Source organism: Noviherbaspirillum phoenicis (genome assembly GCF_047237965.1).
In the GTDB taxonomy this organism is placed as follows: Bacteria; Pseudomonadota; Gammaproteobacteria; order Burkholderiales; family Burkholderiaceae_D; genus Noviherbaspirillum_A.
On record NZ_JBDFLX010000005.1, the window covers coordinates 325,937 to 350,406 of the forward strand.

Here is a 24,470-nt window from a genome sequence, read left to right on the forward strand (position 1 = left end):
CTGCCCAGCCCGGATCACTCAAGGTCCTTGCCATGGCGCTTCCTCCACAGCAGTTCGCCGACGAACAGCAGGAACACGATGCCGACGCCAAGCGCGCCGAACCACATCGCCAGGCTGTCGTGGCCGGTGACGATGGCCAGCGCCTGGGCCGACATGGCGGCGCCAACCACGAAGGCGCCGATGCGCTGCGGCCCCTGCATTGCTTTCAGAAACGAGATGACGGCCAGGAAGATGGACGAAATCAGCCAGAGCAGGTTTTCAGGCGCCATGGATCATTCTTCATTGACAAGGTGCTCCGACCATACCACGCTGGCCCGCCGGCGGGTTGTCTGGCGGCGAAAAAGCCAGGCCGACGAGCTGCACGGGGACAGCCGGTCTCAGGACCACCCCGCGCAGGCAGAGGAGATTGTGCTTACCCGGCGCTCTGGACACCGTGGCGGGACCATGGCGCCCGTCGGGCCGTTGCATATCCCATGGAAGCGGCCTAACGCAGGCTTGTTCAGTGCAGCCTTGATTGCGGTTTGGCGGATGGCCTATCATCCGGCTCGATGCCTCCATCGTCACGCGCTTATCCGCCGCCCTGCCAGGAAGCAGTGCTTCCAGCCGTCCAATGATGCCAGCCATGAACTGCCTCAGTTAATGACGGTTGCTGAAAAGCTCCGGCGTCACGGTTGCGCTTGAATTGCGCCTCCGTAACTGCCGATTCCGTTCAAGAATTGAAGCGACTTGCCTGCGGTGGTCATCGTTGACTTTGTGCTTGTCCAGATGCAGTGCAGTCAAAACGACATTCATCTTCGCCGCTTCCAACAGGGCAGCCGCCCCAGCATTGCCGATGTCATTGAGTTTGAGATCAAGGGTGAGCAAGGCGCGATTGATTTCCAGCGCTTCCGACAAGGCAACCGCTCCAGCAACGCCGACGCTGGTGCCTTGGAGGCCAAGATCGACCAGGGTGCGATTGACCTTCAGCGCTTCCGAAAGGAAAGCTGCTCCAATGCTGCCGATCGAGTTGGCTCCAACATTCAGTCTGCCCAGAGTACGGTTGACCTTCAGCATTTCCGACAGAGCAGCCGCTCCAGCAGGGCCGATTTCGTTGCCGACGACAGCAAGCGTGCCCAAAGTGGAGTTGACCTTCAACGCTTCCGACAGGGCGACCGTTCCAGCAAGGCCGATCGAGTTGATTCCGACATCAAGAGTGGCGAGGGTGCGATTGACCTTCAACGTTTCCGAAAATGCCGTTGCCCCGGCATCTTCGATTAGGTTGTAATGAAGATCAAGCTCGGCCAGAGTGTCGTTGACCTTCAGTGCTTCCGCCAGGGCAGCCGCTCCAGCAACGCCGATGCGGTTTCTTGCGAGAGCAAGCGTGACCAGGGTACGATTGACCCTCAACGCTTCCGATAGAACAGCCGCTCCAGCATCGTCGATCGCGTTGTAGCCGAGAAGAACCATGCCCAGGGTACGGTTGACCTTCAGCGCCCCTGCTAGGGCAGCCGCTCCATCGGCGCCGATCTCGTTGCTGATGAGATTAAGGGTGCCCAGGGTGCAGTTGACCTCGAGTGCCTCTGACAGCGCAATTGCTCCGGCATCACCGATACAGTTGCTGAAGAGGTTAAGAATGTCCAGGGTACTGTTGACCTTCAGCGCCTTTGACAGCGCAGCTGCTCCAGCACTGCCGATAGCGTTTTCTCTCAGATTAAGCGTGACAAGGGTGCGATTAACCTCCAGTGCTTCCGACAGAGCGGTGGCACCATCACCCTTGATGTAGTTTTGTTGAAGAGCAAGCGTGCGCAGGCTGCGATTGACCTTCAGCGCTTCCGCCAGCGCAGCCGCACCAGCATCGTCGATGTTGTTGGATTTAAGATAAAGCGCGACCAGGGTGCCATTGACCTTCAGCGCCCGCGCCAGCGCAGCCGCACCGGCATTGCCGATTTCGCTGGATTTGAGGCTGAGTGTGGCCAGGGTACGATTGACTTTCAGCGCTTCTGAGAGGGCAGCCGCCAGATCTGGGCCAAAAAAAACTGCGGTGTCGGATGCCGTTGAGTCGCTATGCTCGCCCGATATAAAAAGATCCTGTACCTCACACTGAGGATCCTGCAACCATGCCGTGAGCGCCTGAAGCGTCTCCCTACTCACCGTACACTTCAATTCCAGGCGGCCATCCACAACCAATTCCCTCAGCCGACGCACCTCGGTCTGCACTTCCTCGCCATCGTACCTTGCCCGCTTGGCGGCTTTCGATTCCAGCCCCGCCTCGCTCGCCGTCCTTTTGCCGATCATCACCGGACAGGTACTTTCCGCAATCGTCGCTCCCTGAGACTCGCCCTGCATCGCAGCGAACTGGCTGGACACTGCGCTGGCAGTGTCGCGCGACGCAAGCACAGGTTGAGTCGGCTGTGCAGCCGGCACGTGTTCTCCTTGTCCCGGGTCAGCAAGGGGCGGCGCGCCGCCATTGAACAAAGCTGGGTTGTTACTTGAACGCAAAGTATTGAAAGACGGTTCACTCATGGCTCACTCCGCAAGGTGGATAAAGGACTACCGTGAAGCTGAGAGCGTTAGCAACACCACACCGTAATCCGTTCCTTCTCAAGCCACGATGGAAAAGGCGCCAGGATCAGTTGCCCAACATGATGGGAGCTGCTGTTTACGGCCGCGGTAAGGCATCCACAAACAGCATGCGCCGGCGATGGCGTGGGACGATGGGCTTGGATCGGCGCCCTGAGCCAACGCGCCGGGCGCAATCCAGGCATGGCCGACGCGGGATGCTGCAACTGCAGCTTGCCTCGCTAGCCCAGGCGGCAATACCGTTGCAGCTTATTGCCCGGCAGCCTGTGCCATGCCAGCCCCCTTACTGCAGCCGCGGCGACGCCGCCGGCACCGGCAACGCTGCCCCAGCCGCATTGCCATCCAGCCGGAACACACTGACCGTCTCGGCCAGCCGGCCCGACTGCATCTTCAGCGACTCGGCCGCCGCCGCCGTCTCCTCCACCAGGGCCGCGTTCTGCTGCGTGACCTGGTCCATCTGACTGATCGCCTGGTTGACCTGCTCGATGCCAGCGCTCTGCTCGCTGCTGGCGGCGCTGATCTCGGCCATGATATCGGTTACCCTCCTGACGCTGCCAACCACTTCCTGCATCGTGCTGCCGGCCTGCGCCACCAGCCTGCTGCCGGCGTCGACCTTTTCCACCGAGTCGCCGATCAGTTCCTTGATTTCCCTGGCGGCGGCGGCGCTCTTCTGCGCCAGGCCGCGCACCTCGGTAGCTACCACGGCGAAGCCGCGGCCCTGCTCGCCGGCACGCGCCGCTTCCACCGCCGCGTTGAGCGCCAGGATGTTGGTCTGGAACGCAATGCCGTCGATGACCGAGATGATGTCCACGATCTTGCGTGCCGACTCGTCGATCGCGCCCATGGTATCGACCACTTCTGCCACCACCGCGCCGCCCCTGACGGCCACGTCCGATGCCGCCACCGCGAGCTGGCTGGCCTGGCGCGCGTTGTCGGCGTTTTGCCTGACGGTGGAAGTCAGCTCTTCCATCGATGAAGCGGTTTCCTCCAGCGAGCCGGCCTGCTGCTCGGTGCGGGCGGACAGGTCGCTGCTGGCGACCGAGATCTGGCCCGATTCGGCGGCGATGGCATCAGTGCCGCTGCGCACTTCGGCAACGATGCGCACCAGGCTGTCGCGCATTTCACCGATCGAGTACATCAGGCTGGAACGGTCGCCGGCCTTCACCGCGACACGCGCGGCGAGGTCGCCGCGGGCGATGCTGGCCGCCACCGCGGCCGCCTGCGCCGGTTCGCCGCCCAACTGCCGCAGCAGGCCGCGCGCGATCCACGCCGCCAGGCCGCCGGCCGTGGCCAGCGCCGCCGCGATCAGCAGCATGATCCAGTTGCGCGCCTGCCCGTAGACGCGTTCGGCTTCCCTGTGACTGGCTGCGACGGCCTCGCTGTTGAAGCGCAGCAGCGCATTGCTCTGCGCGACCACGGCATCGAAGGATTTGCCCGACACCACGCGCACCTGTTTGGCGAGGTCGATATCGCGTCCGCCCAGATTGCCCTTGGTGGCATTGAGCGTCTTGTCATGGTCGGCCTGGTAGCGCTTGATCTGCTGCAGCAGGCCATCGAGCGCCTTGGCTTCCTCATTTCCCTTGGCGCGCGCCGTATAGGCGGCGATGCTGCGCTCGACCTGGGCGCGCACTTTCACGGCGGACTTCTCTTCTTCGGCAAGCTGTTCCGGCGTCTGTGCAATCACATAGCTCAGCTCGCGCTCGCGCAGGTTGTTCAGGCCGTCATTGAGTTCGTTGATGATCTGCATCCCTGGCAGCGTGCCTTCGGCTAGCTGGACTTCGGCGGCATTGATGCTGGCCAGTTGCCTGATGGCGAAAACGCCGATGATCATGCTTGCTGCGATGCCGGTGCCGGCGACCAGCGCCACGCGCTTGGCGACGGATAAATCGTGAATGGCCATGTCTCTGTTGTAATAAGTCTGATGCGTGAAAGGGAGGCGCCGGCCGCGGACAGCGCCCATCCTTCCTATAACGGCAACGTTCAGACATTCTTTATATCAACAACAATTGCGCGACCGGTGTGGGCCAGCTCGCTGACCATGGCGGCCGGCCCGGGGCGTGCGAACATATAGCCCTGGTAGCGGTGGCAGCCGATGCTCGCCAGGAAGTCGCGCTGCTCGGCAGTCTCGACGCCTTCCGCGATGACGCCCAGGCCCAGCGCGGTGCCCAGCGCGACGACGCTTCTGGCGATCACGGCGTCGTTCGGGTCGGTCAGGATGTCGGCGACGAAGGATTGATCGATCTTGAGCTGGTCGAGCGGCAGCCGCTTCAGGTAGGACAGCGACGAGTAACCGGTGCCGAAGTCATCCAGCGCAAAGCACACGCCGAGGTCGCGCAGCAGGCGCATCTTGGCTATGGTGTCCTCGATGTCCTCGATCATCATGGTCTCGGTCAACTCGATCTTGAGCCTGGACGGCTGCACGCCCGTCTGCCCGAGCAGATCGCTTACCTGCTGGGCAAACGTGGCGTCGCGGAACTGGCGGGCGCTGACGTTGACCGATATCTGCAGTTGCGCAAGCACAGGATCGCCGCTCCATTCGGCCAGTTGCAGGCATGCCTCGCGCAGCACCCATGCACCGATCTGCAGGATCAGGCCGGACGATTCGGCTACCGGGATGAAGAGTCCGGGCGGCACCGCGCCGCGTTGCGGATGGTGCCAGCGCAACAGCGCCTCCGCCCCTATCATCCGGTTCTCGCCGTCAAATTGCGGCTGGTAATGCAGCATCAGCTGCTTGCTTGCCACCGCTTCCCGGAGGTCCAGTTCCAGCGAGGTGCGCAGGTTCAGCGCGCGTTCCATTTCCGGCTGGAAGAAGCACAGGGTATTGCGGCCTGCCTTCTTGGCCTGGTACATCGCCAGATCGCCGCGTCGCAGCAGGTCCTGCGCAGACAGGCCGGCGCCGGAAAACAGCGCAATCCCGATGCTGCAGGTGGTGTGGTGGCTGCCGCCGGACAAGGCATAGGACTGGGTCACCGCGGCGAGCACCTTGCGCGCGGCCACATGGCTCTGCTGCGTTGCCGCCTCTTCGCTCGCGCCCATGTCTTCCATCAGGATCACGAACTCGTCGCCCCCGAGACGGGCGATGGTGTCGGCGTCCCGGCTGCTATGGGAGAGACGCTGGGCAATCTGCTGCAGGAACTGGTCGCCGACCTCATGCCCGAGCGTGTCGTTGAGGTCCTTGAAGTTGTCCAGGTCGATGAACAGCAGCGCGCCCAGGCGGCCGTGGCGCGCATTCATCGCCAGCGCATGCTGGATCCGGTCCAGCAGCAGGCGGCGGTTGGGCAGCCCGGTCAGCGGATCGTAGAAGGCCAGCCGCATGGCCTGGTCCTGCACCAGCTTGCGTTCGGTGATGTCGGTCTGGGTGCCGACATAATGGCTGATGGTGCCGTCGGGCGCCGGCACCGCCGTCACCGTCAGCCAGGCCGCGAAATGTTCGCCTCCCTGTTTTCTGGTCCAGATCTCGGATTGCCAGCGGCCGCTTCGTTGCACCGTCTCCCACATCGAGGCGCTCTGGTCCAGCACGCTGTCCTCCAGCGTAAAAGGCGGAATCATGCGCTCCGGCAGGGTGTCCGGAACATAGCCGGTCATGTCGGTATAAGCCTGGTTGACCTCGATGACCTTGCGGTCCGGCCCGATGACGAACATGGCTTCCTGCGACTGGAACACGGCCGCGGCTATGCGCAGCGACTGCTCGCTCCTGCGCAGCGCCAGCGTGCGTGCCGCCACCTCCCGACGCAGATAGGCGGCTGCGCCGAATGCGCAAAGCAGCAGCATCGCGCCCCCCATGGCCCACCACAGCCCGGGCGGGATGCGCGTCTCGCCGCCCTGCTGCCAGTGGCGCAGCGTGTCGAAGTAGAAGGAATGCGGATTGGCCTGCCATTCGACCAGTCGACGGTCGATTGCGGCCAGCACATCGCCGTTGCGGCCCTTGCCCGTCGCAAAAAACAGCCGCACCGGCTGAAACACGATGGGCGTGTCGCGCAGGCCGTTGTCATGCGCATTGAAATCGCCGAAATACTTGTTGGCGATGGCCGCATCCGCTTCCCCGTTGCCGGCCATGCGGAAGGCCTGGGCCAGGTCGTCTGCAGGCACGAAGGTCACCTGGATACTGGAATGACGCAGCAGTTCGTTGAAGTACGCCTGCTGCACGCTGCCGCGCAGCAGGGCAACGCGCTTGCCGTTCAAGTCGAACAGCGAATTGATCGTCACGTCGCGGCGGCGGTAGATCAGCGACCAGCTGAACAGCGCCGGCGTCGCATGGAAATCCAGTACCTCTGCCCTTTCAGTGGAATAGGCGACGTCCGGCAGCAGGTCGAGTTCGCCGGCTTCCAGCGCGGCGAGGCACTGCTGCCATTGACATGGCACGAATTGCAGCTGCCACCCTTCTTGCGAGGCGATCCGCTGTACCAGGTCGATGAAGATACCGCCCGGCTTGTCACCCTGCTGCATGAAGATCTTGGGCGGATTGTCATACACGCCCAGCCTGACGTCGCGTGCGATCGCAACGCGCGCCGGGCCGGCAAGCACTGCGGTCAGCAGGACCAGCAGCCACATCGCCGCGCGCGCGGTCAGGCCCGCCAGTGCCGGCTGGAGCGAAGGGTCGGGCTTGTTGTCGAAAGGCTGCTGCATGCGGTATGCCGGGCAGCGCCATGCGCGCCCCTGCTCGGGATCGTCGTTACCAAAAGACATCCCGCATGGTAAGCGAAATGCAGGCTGGACAGTTTGAATTGACGAATGCCGTGAAGGGTAAACCGCCCTGTCCCGGCAATGAGTGGCCGAGACAGGGTGACTTTAGTTGACTTGAGGTTTCGTTTTTAACCCAAGGTTACGGGCGGAGAGGATCGAGGGCCGAGGCCAGCACGCGGGCGACATGGATGGCCTTTCTGCTGGTGCCGTCCTCGATCTGGTGCCGGCAACTTGTGCCGTCGGCCACCAGCAGCGTATCCGCAGCGGCCTTGCGCACCGCAGGGAACAGCGACAGCTCCCCCATGGCCTGCGAGGCCTCGTAGTGCTCGGCCTCGTAGCCGAAGCTGCCGGCCATGCCGCAGCAGGACGACTCGATCATGGACACCTGCAGCTGCGGTATCCAGCCCAGCACGGTCTGCACCGGCCGCACCGCGTCGAACGCCTTCTGGTGGCAGTGGCCATGCACCAGCGCGCTGCCGGTGGCCAGTGGCTTCAGCGCCAGCGCCAGGCGGCCGGCCGCCTTCTCGCGCACCAGGAATTCCTCGAACAGGAAGGAAGAGGCAGCGAGCTTTTCCGCTTCTTCGCCATAGCCGTAGTTCAGGAATTCATCGCGCAGCGACAGCAGGCAGGACGGTTCCAGGCCCACCACGGCCACGCCCCGTTCCACATAGGGCAGCAGCGCATCCAGGCTGCGCCGCGCCTCGGCCTTGGCTTCGTCGACCATGCCGGCCGCCAGGTAGGTGCGGCCGCAGCACAGCGGCCGTTCGCCGGCGCGGGCGTTGAAGTGCACCGTGTAGCCGGCCGCTTCCAGCACGTCGCGCGCGGCGGCGGCGTTTTCCGGCTCCATGTAGTTGTTGAAGGTGTCGACGAACAGCAGCACTTCCCTGCCGCCAGCCTGCGCCGGGCGTGACACTGCGCCGGACAGGAAGGACTTTTTGAAGCGCGGGAAGGCCCGTTGCCTGGCCAGGCCCAGCCTGCCCTTGACCCAGCCCGACAGCACCGGCACGCCATCGGCCGCGGCGAGCAGCCGGCCGAAACGGCTGGCCAGCGGCGCATAGCGCGGCATGGTCGCCACCATCCTGTCGCGCAGCGTCGTGCCGTGTTTGGCTGTCCAGGCGGCGCGTGCCTCGACTTTCACCTTGGCCATGTCGACCCCGGTCGGGCAGTCGCGCTTGCAGCCCTTGCAGGAGACGCACAGGTCCAGCACTTCCTTGACTTCCGGGCTGGCCAGGCCTTCATTGCCGAGCTGGCCGGAGATGGCCAGCCGCAGGGTGTTGGCGCGGCCCCGGGTGACGTGCTTTTCATCGCGCGTGACGCGGTAGCTCGGGCACATGGTGCCGGCGTCGAACTTGCGGCAATGGCCGTTGTTGTTGCACATCTCCACCAGCTTGGCCAGGCCGCCGGTGCGGTCGCCACCGGTGCCCGGCGCACTTTCCTCGCCGGTCAGCGGGTTGCGCGTGACGTTCCATGCCGACCAGTCCAGCCGGGTTTCCAGCGGCTGTTCCTGGTAACCCGGCGCGAAGCGGAAATTGACGGCGTCGTCCATCTTCGGCGGCCGCACGATCTTGTCCGGGTTGAAGCGGTTGTCGGGGTCGAACAGGTCCTTGATCTCGGAGAAGGCCTGGTTGATGCGCGGGCCGTACTGCCACGCCACCCATTCGCCGCGGCACAGGCCGTCGCCATGTTCGCCGGAATAGGCGCCCTTGTATTTGCGCACCAGCGCGGAAGCCTTTTCGGCAATCTCCCGCATGTCCTTCGCGCCATTGCGCCGCATGTCGAGGATGGGCCGCACATGCAGGGTGCCGACGCTGGCGTGGGCATACCAGGTGCCCTCGGTGCCATAGCTGTGGAACACCTCGGTGAGCTGGCTGGTGTACTCGGCCAGGTGCGCCAGCGGCACCGCGCAGTCCTCGATGAAGGACACCGGCTTGCCGTCGCCCTTCATGCTCATCATGATGTTCAGGCCGGCCTTGCGCACTTCCCACAGCGCCTTCTGCTGGTTCGCGTCAGGCATCTGCACCACCGAGCCCGGCAATGACAGGTCGCCCATCAGTTCGTCGAGCTGCGCCAGCTTCACTGTCAGCGCGGCCAGATCGTCGCCGGCGAACTCCACCAGCAGGATGGCCTGCGGCTGGCCCACCAGCGCGCGCCGTATTACCGGCTCGAAGGCGGGATTGGTCAGCGACAGGTCGATCATGGTGCGGTCCACCAGTTCGACCGCGGTTGGACCCAGCTTCACGATGTGCTGGGTCATGTCCATGGCCTGGTAGAAGGTCGGGAAGTTGACCACGCCCAGCACCTTGTGGGTGGGCAGCGGCGCCAGCTTGAGCGTGATCTGGCGGCTGTAGGCCAGCGTGCCTTCCGAGCCCACCAGGATATGGGCCAGGTTGGCGCTGCCGTCGTCGGTGTAGGCGCGCGGATTCTGGCAGTCGAACAGGTCGATGTTGTATCCCGCCACACGGCGCAGCACCTTGGGCACTCGCTCGATGATCTCGTCGCGCTCGCGGCGCGCGATGTGCTCGATGCCGGCCATGATGGCGCCGATGCGGCCATCGCGTGCCATGCCTGCCTCCGGACCGAACCAGCCCTGGGTGCCATCGGCCAGCACGGCGTCCACCGCCAGCACGTTGTGCACCATGTTGCCGTATTCGATCGAACGCGAGCCGCAGGAATTGTTGCCGGTCATGCCGCCGATGGTGCATTGCGCGGCGGTAGACACGTCAACCGGAAACCACAGGCCATGCGGCTTGAGCCATGCATTCAGATGGTCCAGCACCATGCCCGGCTCCACTGTCACCGTGCGCGCCTCGCGGTCGAACGCAACCACCTGGTTGAGCCACTTGCTGTTGTCGATGACCAGCGCCTCGCCCACGGTCTGGCCGCACTGGCTGGTGCCGGCGCCACGTGCAAGCACCGCCGCCCCGTGATGACGGGCCACGTCCAGGCAGCGCAGCAGGTCCTGCTGGTCGCGCGGCACCGCCACGCCCAGCGGCATGATCTGGTAGATCGAGGCGTCGGTGGCATAGCGGCCGCGGTCGGCGCGGCCGAACAGCACGTCGCCGCGCAGCTCCTGCCGCAACTGCCTTTCCAGCGGGCTGGCCGCAGCAGCAGCGCCGGGTGGCATGAAATGGAGTGGCTTGGTATGCATGTCTGCGTTTCCTGGTCTGTGCGTTGCGGCGGCGTTTCAGGCCGCCTGTCAGGCCGCCTGTCTGCGCGCCTGGTCCTTGCCGCTCATCAGCTGCTCCATCGCCGCATTTACGCCGCTGCCGGCCAGTTGCACGCCGGCCAGCTTCAGGCCCATCTCGCAGCCCGACAGCGTTGCCATCAGCGTCAGGTCATTGGCTTCGCCGAGGTGGCCGATGCGGAACATGCGGCCCTTGAGCTTGCCCAGGCCGGTGCCCAGGGACATGTCGAAGTTGTCGTAGATGATGCGGCGCACCTGGTCGGCATCGACGCCTTCCGGCATCACCACGCCGGTCAGGATGGGCGAATACACATTCGGGTCGGCGCACTGGATCTCCAGGCCCCAAGCGCGCACGGCGGCGCGGGCGGCGGCGGCCAGGCGCTGGTGGCGGGCAAACACATTGTCCAGGCCTTCGCCGAGGATCATCTCCAGCGCTTCGTGCAGGCCGTACAGCAGGTTGGTGTTCGGGGTATAGGGCCAGTAGCCGGTCTTGTTCATCTCGATGATGTCGGTCCAGTCCCAGAAGGCGCGCGGCAGCTTTGCATTCTTGCTGGCCGCGATGGCCTTCTTCGACACCGCATTGAAGCTGATGCCGGGCGGCAGCATCAGGCCCTTCTGCGAGCCGGACACCGTGACGTCCACGCCCCATTCATCGTGCCGGTAATCCGCCGCGGCCAGGCCGGAGATCGTGTCGACCAGCAGCAACGCCGGATGGCCGGCGGCATCGATGGCGCGGCGCACCGCGGCGATGTCGGAAGTGACGCCGGTCGAGGTTTCGTTATGGACCACGCAGACTGCCTTGATCTGATGATCCGGGTCGGCCTTCAGGCGCGCCTCGATCTGGTCGGCCTGAACGCCGCGGCGCCAGCCCTCGATGCCCGGCAAGCCAAGGAACTCGGGCTTCAGGCCAAGCGCCTCGGCCATCTTCTTCCACAGCGTGGCGAAATGGCCGGTCTCGTACATCAGCACATGGTCGCCAGGGCTCAAAACATTCGACAGCGCCGCCTCCCATGCGCCGGTGCCGGAAGCCGGATAGATAATGACCGGCTGCTCGGTCTTGAATATCTTCTTGATGCCTTCCAGCACCTTCAGACCCAGCGCGCCAAATTCCGGACCGCGATGGTCGATGGTGGGATAGCTCATCGCCCGCAGGATGCGGTCGGGTACCGGGCTCGGGCCAGGGATCTGCAGGAAGTGGCGGCCGGCGGGATGGAAGTCGAGGGTCAGCATGGGTGTCCTTTGTCTCTTCTTTTGAATTTTGAATACAAAATACTTTAACAGCGAGTCGCACTTGCGTAAACTGCTTTATGCACTAGGCATCTACTGGCGTGTTGGAAAGTTCGGGCGATTTCCTTGACTGATTGTTTCCATCGGGAAGGCAGGCAAGCCGCAGACCGGCGGCCGAGGTTGACTTGCAGGTACTTCGGTTAAAATACCGCCTATCGGAGGTTTAGTATGCAAAATACAGAGAACAATGGGATGGAAGAAGGCCGCGTGCTGGTCACCAGGGTCGAACGCCAGCGGCTGCACGATACGGTAGTCAATCACTTGCGCAACCTGATCATCGAGGGTGCGCTGGCTCCCGGCATGAAGCTCAACGAACGCGAACTCTGCGAAACCCTGGGCATTTCCCGCACCCCGCTGCGCGAGGCGATGAAGGTGCTGGCGGCCGAGGGCCTGATCGACACCTTCCCGAACCGCGGCGCCTTCGTCTCGCGCATGTCGGAGAACGAGATCTGGGAAACCTTCGAAGTGATGAGCGGCCTGGAAGCGATGTCAGGCGAACTGGCCGCCGCGCGCATCACGCCGATGGAGATTGCCGACATCAAGGCGCTGCATTATGCGATGCTGGCCTGCCGCGCGCAGAACGACCTGCCCGGCTATTACAGCCGCAACCAGACCATACACAACAAGATCAATGAAGCCGCCCGCAATTCGGTGCTGCGCCAGATGTACCTGTCGATGAACCGTCGCCTGCTGGCGCTGCGCTTCAAGTCCAATTTCCAGCCAGGCAAATGGGACAACGCGATCCAGGAACACGAGGAAATGATCAAGGCCCTGGAAGCTCGGGACGGCGTACGCCTGGGCAGTCTGCTGCGCCAGCACCTGCTGGAAAAGCGCGACGCGGTAATCAAGGGCCTGGCGGCGCCGGGAGCGGCGCGGGCCGAGCAGGAAGCCAAGGCATCGCCCGCAGCGGCCTAATTCGCGGCCGCAGAACGTCAATACAGCAAGGTTCAGGGGTTCTGGACCGGCGGTTTTCGTTGATGTCATCCGGATAAACAAAGAAACTTGCCAGGCAAGCGGCGTGCTACATGTAGGCGGCTTAATAAAAATAGTGGCTTCAGGTTCTGTTGGTCCAGACATCGGTGCAATGCCCTTCAGGGAAGTACACGTTATGAAAGCAGCCGTTGCAGCTGTCCTTGCCATACGCGCAGCGACAGTTGCCGTTGCCGTTGCCGTTGCCGTTGCCGTTGCCGTTGCCGTTGCCGTTGCCGTTGCTTTTGAAGTGGCCGTTGCAGTGAAGTCCCGTTGAGCGCGCCGTGTCAGCGGTACCCGGAGCGGGAAAAGGTGCGGCGTCTGTCTGAGCCAAGCGCAGCTTGGCGAGTTTAGCCGCGCCCCGCTCCGGGTACCGCTGGCACGGGCACCCCGCGCAGCGGGGCGCGATCATCGGGTCGCCTTTTTTGGTTACTTTTTTGGCGAAGCAAAAAAGTGACCCGGCCGCCGGGACGGACTCCCGGCTTGTCTCCACGGCAGTGCAACCGCCTTGCGTCACCTGGCAAGGCCCGGGCAGCACTGTCGGTGTTGTCTTTGACGTGTTCGTTGAACATGGCTTAACGTCAAAAGCAACTGCTGCTTCGCAGTGACGTCTTTACGCCGGGTGAAACAAGCCCACTGCACTGTCGTCATGACCAGGCCGGGTGTTCGCCCCGGCGGGCGAGTCACTTTTTTGCTTCGCCAAAAAAGTAACCAAAAAAGGCGACCCCGACTGTGCCGCCCCGCTGCGCGGGGTTCCCGTGACGGCGATGCCCGGAGCGGGGCGCGGCTAAACTCGCTCCGCTGCGCGGCGCTCAGACAGACGCCGCACCTTTTCCCGCTCCGGGCATCGCCGTCACGGCGGTACACAGACGGGGACCCTAACTGCAACGGCAACTGCAACTGCAGAAGCAGAAGCAGAAGCAGAAGCAGAAGCAACCGCAACGGTCGCCTCTATTCCCGCACCACCGCAATACCCAAACCACATTCCCCCGCTATTCCCGGAAATAACCCCGGGCGCCAGCAACTCAATTACCCATCCAAAAAACGGGACCGCTATTCTCCAACCTTTCCATACCCCCCGCCCCCCGGCGTCTCGATCACGAACACATCGCCCGACTGCATCTCGGTCTTGTCCACGTGCCGCAGTTCATCCGTGCCGCCATCGGCCCGCAGCACGTAGTTGCGCCCTTTCGCGCCCGGCTCGCCGCCAGCCATGCCGAACGGCGCATGCAGCCGGTTATTCGACAGGATGGAAGCCGTCATCGGCTCCAGGAAGCGCACCTTGCGAATGCCGCCGTTGCCGCCATGCCATTTGCCGTCGCCGCCGGTGCCAGGATTGATCTCGTAGCTCTCCAGCCTGACCGGGAAGCGGAACTCCAGGATCTCCGGGTCGGTCAGGCGCGAGTTGGTCATGTTGGTCTGCACCACGTCGGTGCCGTCGAAGCCCTCGCCGGCGCCGGAGCCGCCGGAGATGGTTTCATAGTACTGGTAGCGATCGTTGCCGAAGGTGAAGTTGTTCATCGTGCCCTGTGACGCAGCCATCACGCCCAGTGCGCCATACAACGCATTGGTGATGCAGGTGGAGGTCTCCACGTTACCCGACACGACGGACGCCGGATAACGCGGGTTCAACATCGAGCCTTCCGGAATGATCACGTTCAGCGGCTTGAGGCAGCCGGCGTTGAGCGGTATGTCGTCGTTGACCAGTGTGCGGAATACATACAGCACCGCCGCCATGCAGACCGCCGAAGGCGCATTGAAGTTGTTGGCCAGCTGGGGCGAGGTGCCGGTGAAATCGATGTCGGCGCTGCGCGTTGTCTGATCTACCCTGATCGCCACCTTGATCACCGCGCCGTTGTCGAGCGCATAGGTGTAGGCGCCGTCATGCAGCGCCGTAATCACGCGCCGCACCGCTTCCTCGGCATTGTCCTGCACATGGCCCATGTAGGCCTGGACCACGTCCAGCCCGAAGTGGGCCACCATCTTGCCCAACTCTTCCACGCCCTTCTGGTTGGCGGCGATCTGCGCCCGCAGGTCGCCCATGTTCTGTTCGGGATTGCGGGCCGGATGGCGGGCGCCGCAGAGCAGCGCACGGGTCTCGGCTTCGCGCAGGCGGCCGGCTTCCACCAGCTTGAAGTTATTGATCAGCACGCCCTCTTCCTCGATCACCGTGGAATCCGGCGGCATCGAACCCGGCGTGGTGCCGCCGATGTCGGCGTGGTGGCCGCGTGAACCGACGTAGAACAGGATGTCGTTGCCGGCCTCGTCGAATACGGGCGTGATCACGGTAACATCCGGCAGATGGGTGCCGCCGTGATACGGATCGTTGAGCATGAACACGTCGCCCGGCCGCATTGCGCCGCGGTTCTCCTGCATCACCGTCTTGATGCTCTCGCCCATCGAGCCCAGGTGCACCGGCATGTGCGGCGCATTGGCGATCAGGTGCCCGGCGGCGTCGAAGATGGCGCAGGAAAAGTCCAGCCTTTCCTTGATATTTACCGAGTAGGCGGTGTTCTGCAGCCGCAGCCCCATCTGCTCCGCGATCGACATGAACAGGTTGTTGAAGATCTCCAGCATCACCGGGTCGGCGCTGGTGCCCAGCGCGCGCCGCTCCGGACGCGCCTCGATCCGGGTCAGCACCAGATGGTCCAGCGCAGTGACTTCGGCCTGCCAGCCCGGCTCCACCACGGTGGTGGCATTGGCTTCGGCGATGATGGCCGGACCGCGGATCAGGTCGCCGGGGCGGGTGTCGTCGCGCCGGAACATGCCGGCCTCATGCCAGGCGCTGCCGGAGTAGAAGCGCAGCGCCTGCGCCGCACGCAGCGGCCCCTGGCGCGCCGGGCGCGATGCCGGCCGCTCGCGCGGTGCATCCGACGGCCCGACCGCCTCGACCGACACCGCCTCGACGATCAGGGCCTTGCCCTGCATCAGGAAGGAGAAGCGCTTGCGATAGGCTGCTTCGAAGCCGGACTGCATCTCCGGCAGCGTGCCGAACGGCACTACCAGCGCCGAATCGGTGCCTTCATAGCGCAGATGAACCCGGCGCAGTTCAATGATGCGCTGTGCCGGCACGCCCTGTGCCGTCAGTTCCTGACTGGCCGCCTCCGCCAGCTGCGCCAGCTTCTCTTCCACTTCAACCATCGCGTCATCCGAAAGCCTGGCTTCGACCGCGGCTTCGCGCATCGCGGTCTGGTCGGCCAGCCCCATGCCATAGGCCGACAGCACGCCGCCCAAGGGGTGGCAGAACACCCGCGTCATGCCCAGCGCGTCGGCCACCAGGCAGGCATGCTGGCCGCCGGCGCCGCCGAAGGTGGCGAGCACGTATTCGGTCACGTTGTGGCCACGCTGCACCGAGATCTGCTTGATCGCATTGGCCATGCTGGCGACCGCGATCGCAAGGCAGCCCTCCGCGACCTGCTCGGGCAAGGGCGTCCTGCCGGTAGCCTGGCCGATTTCGGCGGCCATGCGGGCAAAGCCGGTGCGCGCCGCATCCAGGTCCAGCGGCTGGTCGCCGTTGGGGCCGAACACGCTCGGAAAATGCGCCGGCTGGATCTTGCCCAGCAGGACGTTGCAGTCAGTGACGGTCAGCGGTCCGCCGCGGCGGTAGCTTGCCGGACCGGGATTGGCGCCGGCGCTGTCGGGCCCGACCCGGTAGCGCACGCCGTCGAAATGCAGGATGGAGCCGCCGCCGGCGGCCACCGTGTGGATGCTCATCATCGGCGCGCGCATGCGCACGCCGGCGACCTGGGTCTCGAACACCCGCTCGAACTCGCCGGCGTAATGCGAGACGTCGGTCGAGGTGCCGCCCATGTCGAAGCCGATCACCTTGTCGAAGCCGGCCAGTTCGCTGGTGCGCGCCATGCCGACGATGCCGCCTGCCGGCCCCGACAGGATCGAGTCCTTGCCCTGGAAGGCATGGGCGTTGGTGAGGCCGCCGCTGGACTGCATGAACTGCAGGTGCACGCCCGGCATTTCATGCGCCACCTGGTCGACATAGCGCCGCAGGATGGGCGACAGGTAGGCGTCGACCACGGTGGTGTCGCCGCGCGAGATCAGCTTCATCATCGGGCTGGTCTGGTGCGAGGCGGATACCTGGGTATAGCCGATCTCGCGCGCCATCCGCTCGACCGCGGCCTCGTGCGCGGTGTAGCGGTAGCCATGCATGAAGACGATGGCCAGCGCGCGGTAGCCTTCGTCGTAGGCTGCGCGCAGGGCGGACGCCGCGCCGGCCTCGTCCAGCGCCAGCACTGTCTCGCCATGGGCGCCAATGCGCTCGTCGATCTCGATGACCCGGCTGTAGAGCAGTTCCGGCAGCACGATATGGCGGTCGAACAAACGCGGCCGGTTCTGGTAGGCGATGCGCAGCGCATCCCGGAAGCCCCGGCTGATGGCCAGCACGGTGCGCTCGCCCTTGCGCTCCAATAGTGCATTGGTGGCTACCGTGGTGCCCATCTTCACGGCTTCCACCAGATCGGAAGGAATGGGTTCGCCGGCGCCGAGCCCGAGCAGGTGCCGTATGCCGGCCACCGCCGCGTCCCGGTACTGTTCCGGATTGTCGGAGAGGAGCTTGTACGTCGTCAGGCTGCCATCCGGCCGCTTCGCGACGATGTCGGTGAAGGTGCCGCCCCTGTCTACCCAGAATTGCCAGCGTTGCATGCGAGACCACCCTTTCAGTTTGGTTGGCGGGCAGGCCATCGTCTTCTGCCCGGCACCGGCCATGATAGCGGTAGCCGCACGAAACTGGAAAGCGGCTTGCGGTGGCACAAGCTGCATAAACACGCTTGCCCTTGAGAAAAGCAGCCGTTAGCGCTACTCTTGCCGCGCGATTCTTTCCTTAACATGCCAGTCAACAGGGGATCACCCATGCGTTTGAGCAAGCTTGCAGTCGCCTTTTCCCTCATCGGCCTTTGCGCCGCGGCCCAGTCCCAGACCAAGTGGGACATGCCAACCGCCTATCCCGCCAATAACTTCCATACCGAGAACGTGCAGCAGTTCGCCGCCGATGTCGACAAGGCCACCGGCGGCAAGCTCAAGATCACGGTGCATGCGAATGCGTCGCTATTCAAGGCGCCCGAGATCAAGCGCGCGGTGCAGGGCGGCCAGGCGCAGATCGGCGAGATCCTGCTGGCCAACTTCGAGAACGAGAATCCGCTCTATGGCGTCGACGGCATTCCCTTCCTGGCCACCTCCTACGAGGAATCGATGAAGCTGTACAAGGCGTCGAAGAAGGCCCAGAACGACCTGCTGGGCAAGCAGGGCATGATGATGCTATATGCGGTGGCCTGGCCGCCGCAGGGCATCTATTCGAAGAAGCCGATCGAGTCGGCGGCCGACATGCGCGGCCTGAAATGGCGCGCCTACAGCCCATCGACCAGCAAGATCGCCGAGCTGGTCGGCGCGCAGCCGGTCACGGTGCAGGCGTCCGAGCTGTCGCAGGCGCTGGCCACGGGCGTGGTCGAGTCCTTCATGACCTCCGGCTCCACCGGCTACGACTCCAAGGTCTACGAGCAGGTCAAGAACTTCTACGACACCCAGGCGTGGCTGCCGAAGAACGCGGTCATCGTCAACAAGAAGGCATTCGATGCGCTTGACCAGCCGACCCGCGACGCGCTGCTGAAGGCGGCCGAAACGGCCGAGGCGCGCGGCTGGAAGGTGTCGGCCGAGAAGAACGAGTGGTACCTGAATGCGCTGAAGGAAAAGGGGATGACGATCCACAAGCCATCGGCCAAGCTGCAAGCCGACATGAAGCAGGTTGGCCAGGTGATGCAGGCAGACTGGCTGAAGAAGGCAGGGCCGGAAGGCCAGGCCGTGATGGACGCCTATCGCAAGAACTGAGCGGCGCCGACGGCCAGCAAGGAGCATGCATGGCATGGCCCTTGCTGGCTTTTTATTTTCCTGAAAACCGGCCTGATCACGGACCACCATGCGCGCTCTACTCGACAGACTCTATATGGCCGCCGGCTACGCCGCGGCCTTTTTCATGGTGGCCACGCTGCTGATGGTGGTTGCCGGCATCGCCGACCGCGCGCTGGCGCTGGGCTGGCGCGGCACCGACATGTATGCCGGCTATGCGATGGCCGCCTGCGGCTTTCTGGCGCTGGCGCATACCTTCAAGCGCGGCGAGCACATCCGGGTATCGCTGCTGCTGCAGGCGGCGTCGCCGCGGATGCAGCGGGCCATGGAAATCTGGTCGCTGCTCGCGGCCAGCCTGCTGGCCGCCGCCCTGAGCTTTTACTCCATCAAGCTGACCTGGCAGTCCTGGGAATTCCAGGACATCTCCACCGGCAACGATGCCACGCCGCTGTGGATTCCCCAGGTGGCGATGGCAGTGGGCGCGGTCGTGCTGCTGATTGCCCTGCTCGACGAACTGCTGCTGGAGTTGCGTGGCAAGCGGGTGCTGCGGGCAAGCGCCGAGCAATTGCGTAACGAATGAACGCTGGCAACCAAGTAAGGGCAAGGCTTCCATGGATATCCTGATCACCGCGCTGCTCATCGCAGTGCTGTTTGCAATACTCGCTTCCGGCGTCTGGATCGGGCTCGCCCTGTCGGGCGTGGCCTGGATCGCGATGGCGCTGTTCTCTGCCCGTCCCGCCGGGGACGCGATGGCCGTCACCATCTGGGGCGCATCCTCTTCCTGGACCCTGACCGCGCTGCCGCTGTTTGTCTGGATGGGCGAGATCCTGTTTCGCACCCGGCTCTCGGAAGACATGTTCAAGGGCCTGGCGCCGTGGCTGGAAAACGTGCCGGGCCGGCTGCTGCATACCAACGTGATCGGCTGCGCCATCTTTGCCGCGGTGTCCGGCTCGTCTGCGGCCACCTGCGCCACCATCGGCAAGATGACCATTCCCGAGCTGACCCGGCGGGGCTACCCGGAAGACAAGATCATCGGCACGCTGGCCGGCGCGGGCACGCTGGGCCTGCTGATCCCGCCGTCCATCATCATGATCGTCTACGGCGTCTCGGCCAATGTCTCGATCGCGCAGCTGTTCATTGCCGGCATCGTGCCCGGGCTGCTGCTGGCGGCGCTGTTTTCCGGCTACATCGTGGTATGGGCGCTTGGGCATCCGGACGCGATACCGCCGGCGACCGAGAAGCTGAGCTTGCGGCAGAAGCTGCATGCATCGCGCCACCTGGCGCAGGTGGGCCTGCTGATCGTTCTGGTGCTGGGCGCGGTCTACTCGCCCTGGGTCACGCCGACCGAGGCGGCAGCCGTGGGCGTGCTGGGCGCGCTGGCGCTGTCAGCCGCGCAAGGGTCGCTGAACCGGCAAACCTTCATCGACAGCCTGATGGGCGCAACCCGCCTGTTCTGCATGATTGCGCTGATCCTGTCCGGCGCCCAGTTCCTCACGCTGGCAATGGGCTACCTAGGCCTGCCACGCCACCTGGCCGAGTGGATTGCCTCGCTGGGCCTGTCCACCGCGATGCTGATCGCCATGCTGACCGTGTTCTTCATCGTTCTCGGCTGCTTCCTGGATGGGATATCGATGGTGGTGCTGACCATGGGCGTGATCCTGCCCACGGTGGAAAAGGCCGGCATCGACCTGATCTGGTTCGGCGTATTCATCGTGCTGGTGGTGGAGATGGCGCAGATCACGCCGCCGGTGGGTTTCAACCTGTTCGTGCTGCAAGGCATGACCAGCAAGCAGATTCCCTGGATCGCCAGGGTGACCGTGCCCATGTTCCTACTGATCGTTGCCGCACTGGTGCTGATCTACGCGTTTCCCGACCTGGTATTGGGCCTGCCTCGCTCGATGCGCGCCGGCGGATGACGCCAGCGCATGCTGGCCGGCGCGGCCATGGTGGCCGCAGTCGCCTTTCTGGCGCGGCGCCCGGACCGCATGTCCGCGGCATCCTGGTAGGTTATTCGGCAATGAGCCTGGTGCCGACGGTGTTCTCGCACCGGCATGCCGGCCCGACGCATGCAATCCGCCTGCGTGGCGGCGTAGCGGGCGAGCTGTATGCCTTCAGCGCTTTCTGCTTCACCCGTGGGGATGGCGGTGATGCTGCTGGGTAGCGTGCCGGCCTTCATGCTGGCGCTCGTCCGCGCCCCTGGGGGTGCAGGCAGTAGCATTTTGCCTTTGCTATCCGCAGCTTCTTGCAGGCTGGCGTGAGCGGTGGCGCGCTGCTGGCCTGACTGGCTTGGACAAGACCGGGGCACATTGACCCGAGCCCAGGCACGGCGATCGTCGTTGCGGGTTACGACGAAGCGCCGCAGCGCGGTGCCAGAGTCAATCCGACCGGTATCGCCAAGCCAGTCAGGCCAGCAGCGCGAAGGGGACCAGCGCGGGCAGGCCTCGAGGCCGGGATGCCCACCCGCACTGGCTTGCTGCAAGCTTACTGGGGCATGATCACCGAATCGATCGCATGGATCACGCCGTTGTCGGCGGCAACGTCCGCCTTGACGACGGTGGCATTGTCAATGCCTACCTTGCCGCCATTCATGCTCACCGTGATCGGGCTGCCTTCAACGGTCTTGACCTTGCCGGCCTTCACATCACTGGCCATCACCTTGCCCGGCACCACGTGGTAGGTCAGCACCTTGGTCAGCGCTGCCTTGTCCTTCAGCAGCGCGTCGAGCTTGTCCTTGGGGATCTTGGCGAAGGCCGCATCGGTGGGCGCAAACACGGTGAATGGTCCCGGTCCCTTGAGCGTATCGACCAGGCCGGCCGCCTGCACCGCCGTCACCAGCGTGTTGAACGATCCCGCCGACTTGGCGGTGTCGACGATGTCGGCTGCCTGGGACAGGCCGGTTGCGATAGTCAGTGCAGCTGCGATGATGATTTTCTTCATTGTCTACTCCTTCATGTGGACGACAGCACAGCGCAAAAGAGCGCTGCAAACGGAACCATGCGGATCAGCCGGCGTCCGCCGGTTCCGACCGGCGGATGGCCACTGCCTGCCAGGCTCGCCGCTGCTCCTGCTGCACCGGCGTGCTGGTGATGCTGAACCGCTGAGCCTGCAAGTTAGGCGGAAAAATCCTATGCGTCCAGACTTTGTCCCGTTATAATCGGCACATTAACGGTTCAATATCGGTTCACACATGGCAGATTCGATTAAAATCAAGGAAGTTTCCGAAGACCAATCCGAGCGCAAGGGCATGCATCGAACGGGCGTGGCGGCGCGGCTGGCCGGCTTGTCGGTGGAAACCTTGCGGGTCTGGGAACGCCGCTATGCCCTCTCCGACACCGACCGCTCCGTGCATGGGCAGCGGCTTTATTCGACGGAACAGGTGCGCCGCCTTGGCCTGCTGAAGCAGCTGGTGGATCAGGGCCACCCGATCGGCGTGCTGGCCGGCCTGCCGATGCGGCAACTGGAGGAAATGACGGCGTCGCAGACATTGCCCGCGACTGCGACCAAGCAGCTGATGCGGGTGGCGCTGCTCGGGGAAAGCCTGATCCGGCGGCTCGCCGCCGGCGGCCGCGCCAGCCTGGGGCTGGTGGTGCGCGCCAGTTGCGCCCAGCTGGCGCAAGCTGACACGGTATTGCAGGGTGCGGATGCCGACCTGCTGCTGGTGGAGCTGTCCGAACTCGATGACAGTGCCGTGCCGCGGATCGTCGCCGCCCGGCGTGCCTGCGGCGCCGTGGCGGTGGTGGTGCTTTACCGGTTCTGCGCCAGCGCGACGATACGCCAGCTGCGCGCGCAGGGCTGCCTGGTGGCGCGGGTGCCGCCCGAACTGGGCGAGCTGCTGCTGCTGTGCCGGGCGGCGCTGGCGAATGCCCGGCCGCCGCTGCGCGAGCGCGGCCCCGCCGCCGAAGCGCCGCGTCCGCGCCGGTTCAGCGACGAGGCGCTGCTGGACATGGCCGCCGCGGCCAGCCGCGTGGACTGCGAATGTCCGCGCCATCTCGTCGACATCATGATGACGATAGGCAGCTTCGAGCGATACAGCGCGCAATGCGCATCGCGCAACGAGGCCGATGCGCAGCTGCATCAGGCGCTGCAGGTAGCGGCCGGCCAGGCGCTCACCATCCTCGAGGGCGCCATGGAAAGGCTGGCGCGGGCCGAAGGCCTGCCCCTGCCGCCGGCCTGAGCCGGACGGGAAGGGACAGGGCATTGTCGCTACGCGACGCGCCGCTCCTGCCCGGCCCAGTAGCGCTCCCTGACTTCCTTGCGCGACAGCTTGCCGTTCGCATTCTTCGGCAGCTCGCTGACAAAATCGATCGAGCGCGGCTTCTTGAAGTCGGCCAGCAGGTCGCGGCAGTGCGCCATCAGGTCGGCCTGGCTTGCCGCGTGGCCGGGCCGCAGCACCACCACCGCCTTTACCGCCTCGCCCCACACCGGGTCGGGCACGCCGACCACGCAGGTCTCGTAGACGGCGGCATGGCGGTACAGCGCCTGCTCGATCTCCGACGGATACACATTGAAGCCGCCGGAAATGATCATCTCCTTCTTGCGGTCGACGATGTACAGATAACCCTGGGCGTCCATGCGCGCCAGGTCGCCGGTATGCAGCCAGCCGTCCTTCAGCGCCGCGGCGGACAGTTCCGGTTCACGCCAGTAGCCCGCGAATACATCCGGGCCGCGGATCACGATCTCGCCGACCTCCCCTTGCGCCACCGGCTTGCCGTCATCATCGACCAGCCGCAGTTCCGATTCGCTGAAGATGCGGCCACAGGATGACAGCAGCGCCTCGCGTCCTTGCTCCAGCGCGATGCGATGGTCCTGCGTGCTCAGCGCCACCAGCCCGCCGGTTGTCTCGCCGGCGCCGTATCCCTGCGACAGCACCGGTCCGAATACCTGCCAGGCCTCGCGGATGCGCGACGGCGCCATCGGCGCCGAGCCATAGGTCACCTGCTTCAGGGAACCCAGGTCATAGTCCTTCACGCGCGGATGCGCCACCAGCATGTTGATCATGGTCGGCACCAGGAAGCAGGCGCTCACCCGGTAGCGCTGGATAGACGCCAGGAAAGCCTCGGGCTCGAAGCGCTCATGCAGCAGGATCGCGCCGCCCTGGAACAGGTAGGGCTGGATGAACATGCCACTGGCATGGGTGATAGGCCCGGCCAGGGCCAGCACGTCGCCGGGTTCGGCACGCAGGCGGTTCATCACCACCTTGCGCAGCGAGGCCATGCGGTTGCCCACGGTCTGCATCGCCGCCTTGAGCTTGCCGGTCGAACCCGAGGTGTAATGCAGCACGGCCAGTTCGTCCGGCGACATGTCGGCATCCGGGCTGGTCGTGCCGGATTGCGCCAGCAGCGCCTCGTAGTCCAGAAAGCCGTCGCAGGCCGCGCCGAAGACGATGAAACTGCGTACGCTGGGCAGCGACGGCGCCAGCTCGGCGATGGCGGCGGCATGCGCCGGCCCGGCCAGCATCAGTACCGGCTCGGCATTGCCGGCGGTATCGACCACTTCCGGGCGCGACAGCCGCGCATTGAGCGCCACCTTCACCAGGCCGGCCTTGTACAGCGCGCATTCCAGCTCGATCAGTTCCGGCCGGTTCCACGATTGCACCGCAATGCGGTCGCCCCTGCTGGCGCCCAATGCCAGCAGGGCGTTGGCCAGGCGGCTGGAACGCTCGTCGAGCTGGCGGAAGGTGGTGACTGCATCATTGAAGATGATGGCGGGCCGGTCCGGCCAGTACTGCGCACAGCGTGTGATGAAGCGCCCTTGATTCATGAAAGTCTCCTGTTGGTCATCGATGGAAACGATGATAGGAGCGGCATGCCGGCAGGCTGATAATGCCCTGCATGGCTTTCATAACTCTGCGGAATGGCCCGCTGCCACGACGCAATAACGCGGCGGCATCGCCGGGCGGCATGGCGGAATGATGCTTCGCCAGCCCTGGCGGAAA

Annotated in this window: 16 protein-coding genes; 6 read left to right on the top strand and 10 right to left on the bottom strand. The window is 64.6% G+C overall.

Annotated elements, in window-relative coordinates:
• Positions 1–14: 14 nt before the first annotated feature.
• The 6 genes from ABC383_RS27010 to ABC383_RS27035 form a co-directional block, all read right to left on the bottom strand.
• Complete coding sequence (locus ABC383_RS27010) at positions 15–269, bottom strand: hypothetical protein (RefSeq protein WP_413018957.1); 255 nt, start codon at positions 267–269, stop codon at positions 15–17.
• A gap of 367 nt (positions 270–636) precedes the next feature.
• Positions 637–2,502 (bottom strand): leucine-rich repeat domain-containing protein, encoded by a 1,866-nt coding sequence (locus ABC383_RS27015; RefSeq protein WP_413018958.1) that lies wholly within the window; start codon positions 2,500–2,502, stop codon positions 637–639.
• A gap of 340 nt (positions 2,503–2,842) precedes the next feature.
• Positions 2,843–4,459, bottom strand: a complete 1,617-nt coding sequence (locus tag ABC383_RS27020; RefSeq protein WP_413018960.1) for a methyl-accepting chemotaxis protein — start codon at positions 4,457–4,459, stop codon at positions 2,843–2,845.
• A gap of 80 nt (positions 4,460–4,539) precedes the next feature.
• Positions 4,540–7,185, bottom strand: coding sequence for an EAL domain-containing protein (locus tag ABC383_RS27025; protein ID WP_413018961.1), 2,646 nt, complete (start codon positions 7,183–7,185; stop codon positions 4,540–4,542).
• A 196-nt stretch (positions 7,186–7,381) separates the two neighbouring features.
• Positions 7,382–10,390, bottom strand: a complete 3,009-nt coding sequence (locus tag ABC383_RS27030; RefSeq protein WP_413018962.1) for an FAD-binding and (Fe-S)-binding domain-containing protein — start codon at positions 10,388–10,390, stop codon at positions 7,382–7,384.
• 48 nt (positions 10,391–10,438) lie between these two features.
• A complete protein-coding gene (locus tag ABC383_RS27035; RefSeq protein WP_413018964.1) occupies positions 10,439–11,656 on the bottom strand; it encodes a pyridoxal-phosphate-dependent aminotransferase family protein in 1,218 nt (405 codons plus the stop codon).
• A gap of 225 nt (positions 11,657–11,881) precedes the next feature.
• Here ABC383_RS27035 and ABC383_RS27040 point away from each other — a divergent pair, with 225 nt between their 5' ends.
• The gene (locus tag ABC383_RS27040) at positions 11,882–12,628 is read left to right on the top strand and encodes a GntR family transcriptional regulator (protein WP_413018966.1); all 747 of its coding nucleotides are present in this window, start codon (positions 11,882–11,884) and stop codon (positions 12,626–12,628) included.
• Positions 12,629–12,767: 139 nt separating this feature from the next.
• On the opposite strand, the gene ABC383_RS27045 is transcribed toward ABC383_RS27040, so the two are convergent.
• A complete protein-coding gene (locus ABC383_RS27045; protein WP_413018968.1) occupies positions 12,768–13,094 on the bottom strand; it encodes a hypothetical protein in 327 nt (108 codons plus the stop codon).
• Between the two features lie 641 nt (positions 13,095–13,735).
• On the bottom strand, positions 13,736–17,338 hold the full coding sequence (locus ABC383_RS27050) for a hydantoinase B/oxoprolinase family protein (protein ID WP_413018969.1): 3,603 nt from the start codon (positions 17,336–17,338) through the stop codon (positions 13,736–13,738).
• Positions 17,339–17,545: 207 nt separating this feature from the next.
• Between ABC383_RS27050 and ABC383_RS27055 the strand changes: the two genes are divergently transcribed.
• The 4 genes from ABC383_RS27055 to ABC383_RS27070 all read left to right on the top strand — a co-directional run bounded on the left by ABC383_RS27055 (position 17,546) and on the right by ABC383_RS27070 (position 20,696).
• Positions 17,546–18,517, top strand: a complete 972-nt coding sequence (locus ABC383_RS27055) for a TRAP transporter substrate-binding protein (RefSeq protein WP_413018971.1) — start codon at positions 17,546–17,548, stop codon at positions 18,515–18,517.
• A gap of 88 nt (positions 18,518–18,605) precedes the next feature.
• A complete protein-coding gene (locus ABC383_RS27060; RefSeq protein ID WP_413018972.1) occupies positions 18,606–19,115 on the top strand; it encodes a TRAP transporter small permease in 510 nt (169 codons plus the stop codon).
• A 31-nt stretch (positions 19,116–19,146) separates the two neighbouring features.
• Complete coding sequence (locus ABC383_RS27065) at positions 19,147–20,451, top strand: TRAP transporter large permease (protein WP_413018973.1); 1,305 nt, start codon at positions 19,147–19,149, stop codon at positions 20,449–20,451.
• Positions 20,448–20,696: a hypothetical protein gene (locus ABC383_RS27070; protein ID WP_413018974.1), complete on the top strand. Its 249-nt coding sequence runs from the start codon at positions 20,448–20,450 to the stop codon at positions 20,694–20,696. Before ABC383_RS27065 ends, ABC383_RS27070 begins: the two co-directional genes overlap by 4 nt.
• Before the next feature lie 320 nt (positions 20,697–21,016).
• On the opposite strand, the gene ABC383_RS27075 is transcribed toward ABC383_RS27070, so the two are convergent.
• Complete coding sequence (locus ABC383_RS27075) at positions 21,017–21,472, bottom strand: fasciclin domain-containing protein (protein ID WP_413018976.1); 456 nt, start codon at positions 21,470–21,472, stop codon at positions 21,017–21,019.
• Positions 21,473–21,722: 250 nt separating this feature from the next.
• Here ABC383_RS27075 and ABC383_RS27080 point away from each other — a divergent pair, with 250 nt between their 5' ends.
• Positions 21,723–22,709, top strand: coding sequence for a MerR family transcriptional regulator (locus ABC383_RS27080; protein ID WP_413018977.1), 987 nt, complete (start codon positions 21,723–21,725; stop codon positions 22,707–22,709).
• Between the two features lie 29 nt (positions 22,710–22,738).
• On the opposite strand, the gene ABC383_RS27085 is transcribed toward ABC383_RS27080, so the two are convergent.
• Positions 22,739–24,295 (bottom strand): AMP-binding protein, encoded by a 1,557-nt coding sequence (locus ABC383_RS27085; RefSeq protein WP_413018979.1) that lies wholly within the window; start codon positions 24,293–24,295, stop codon positions 22,739–22,741.
• Positions 24,296–24,470: the final 175 nt, after the last annotated feature.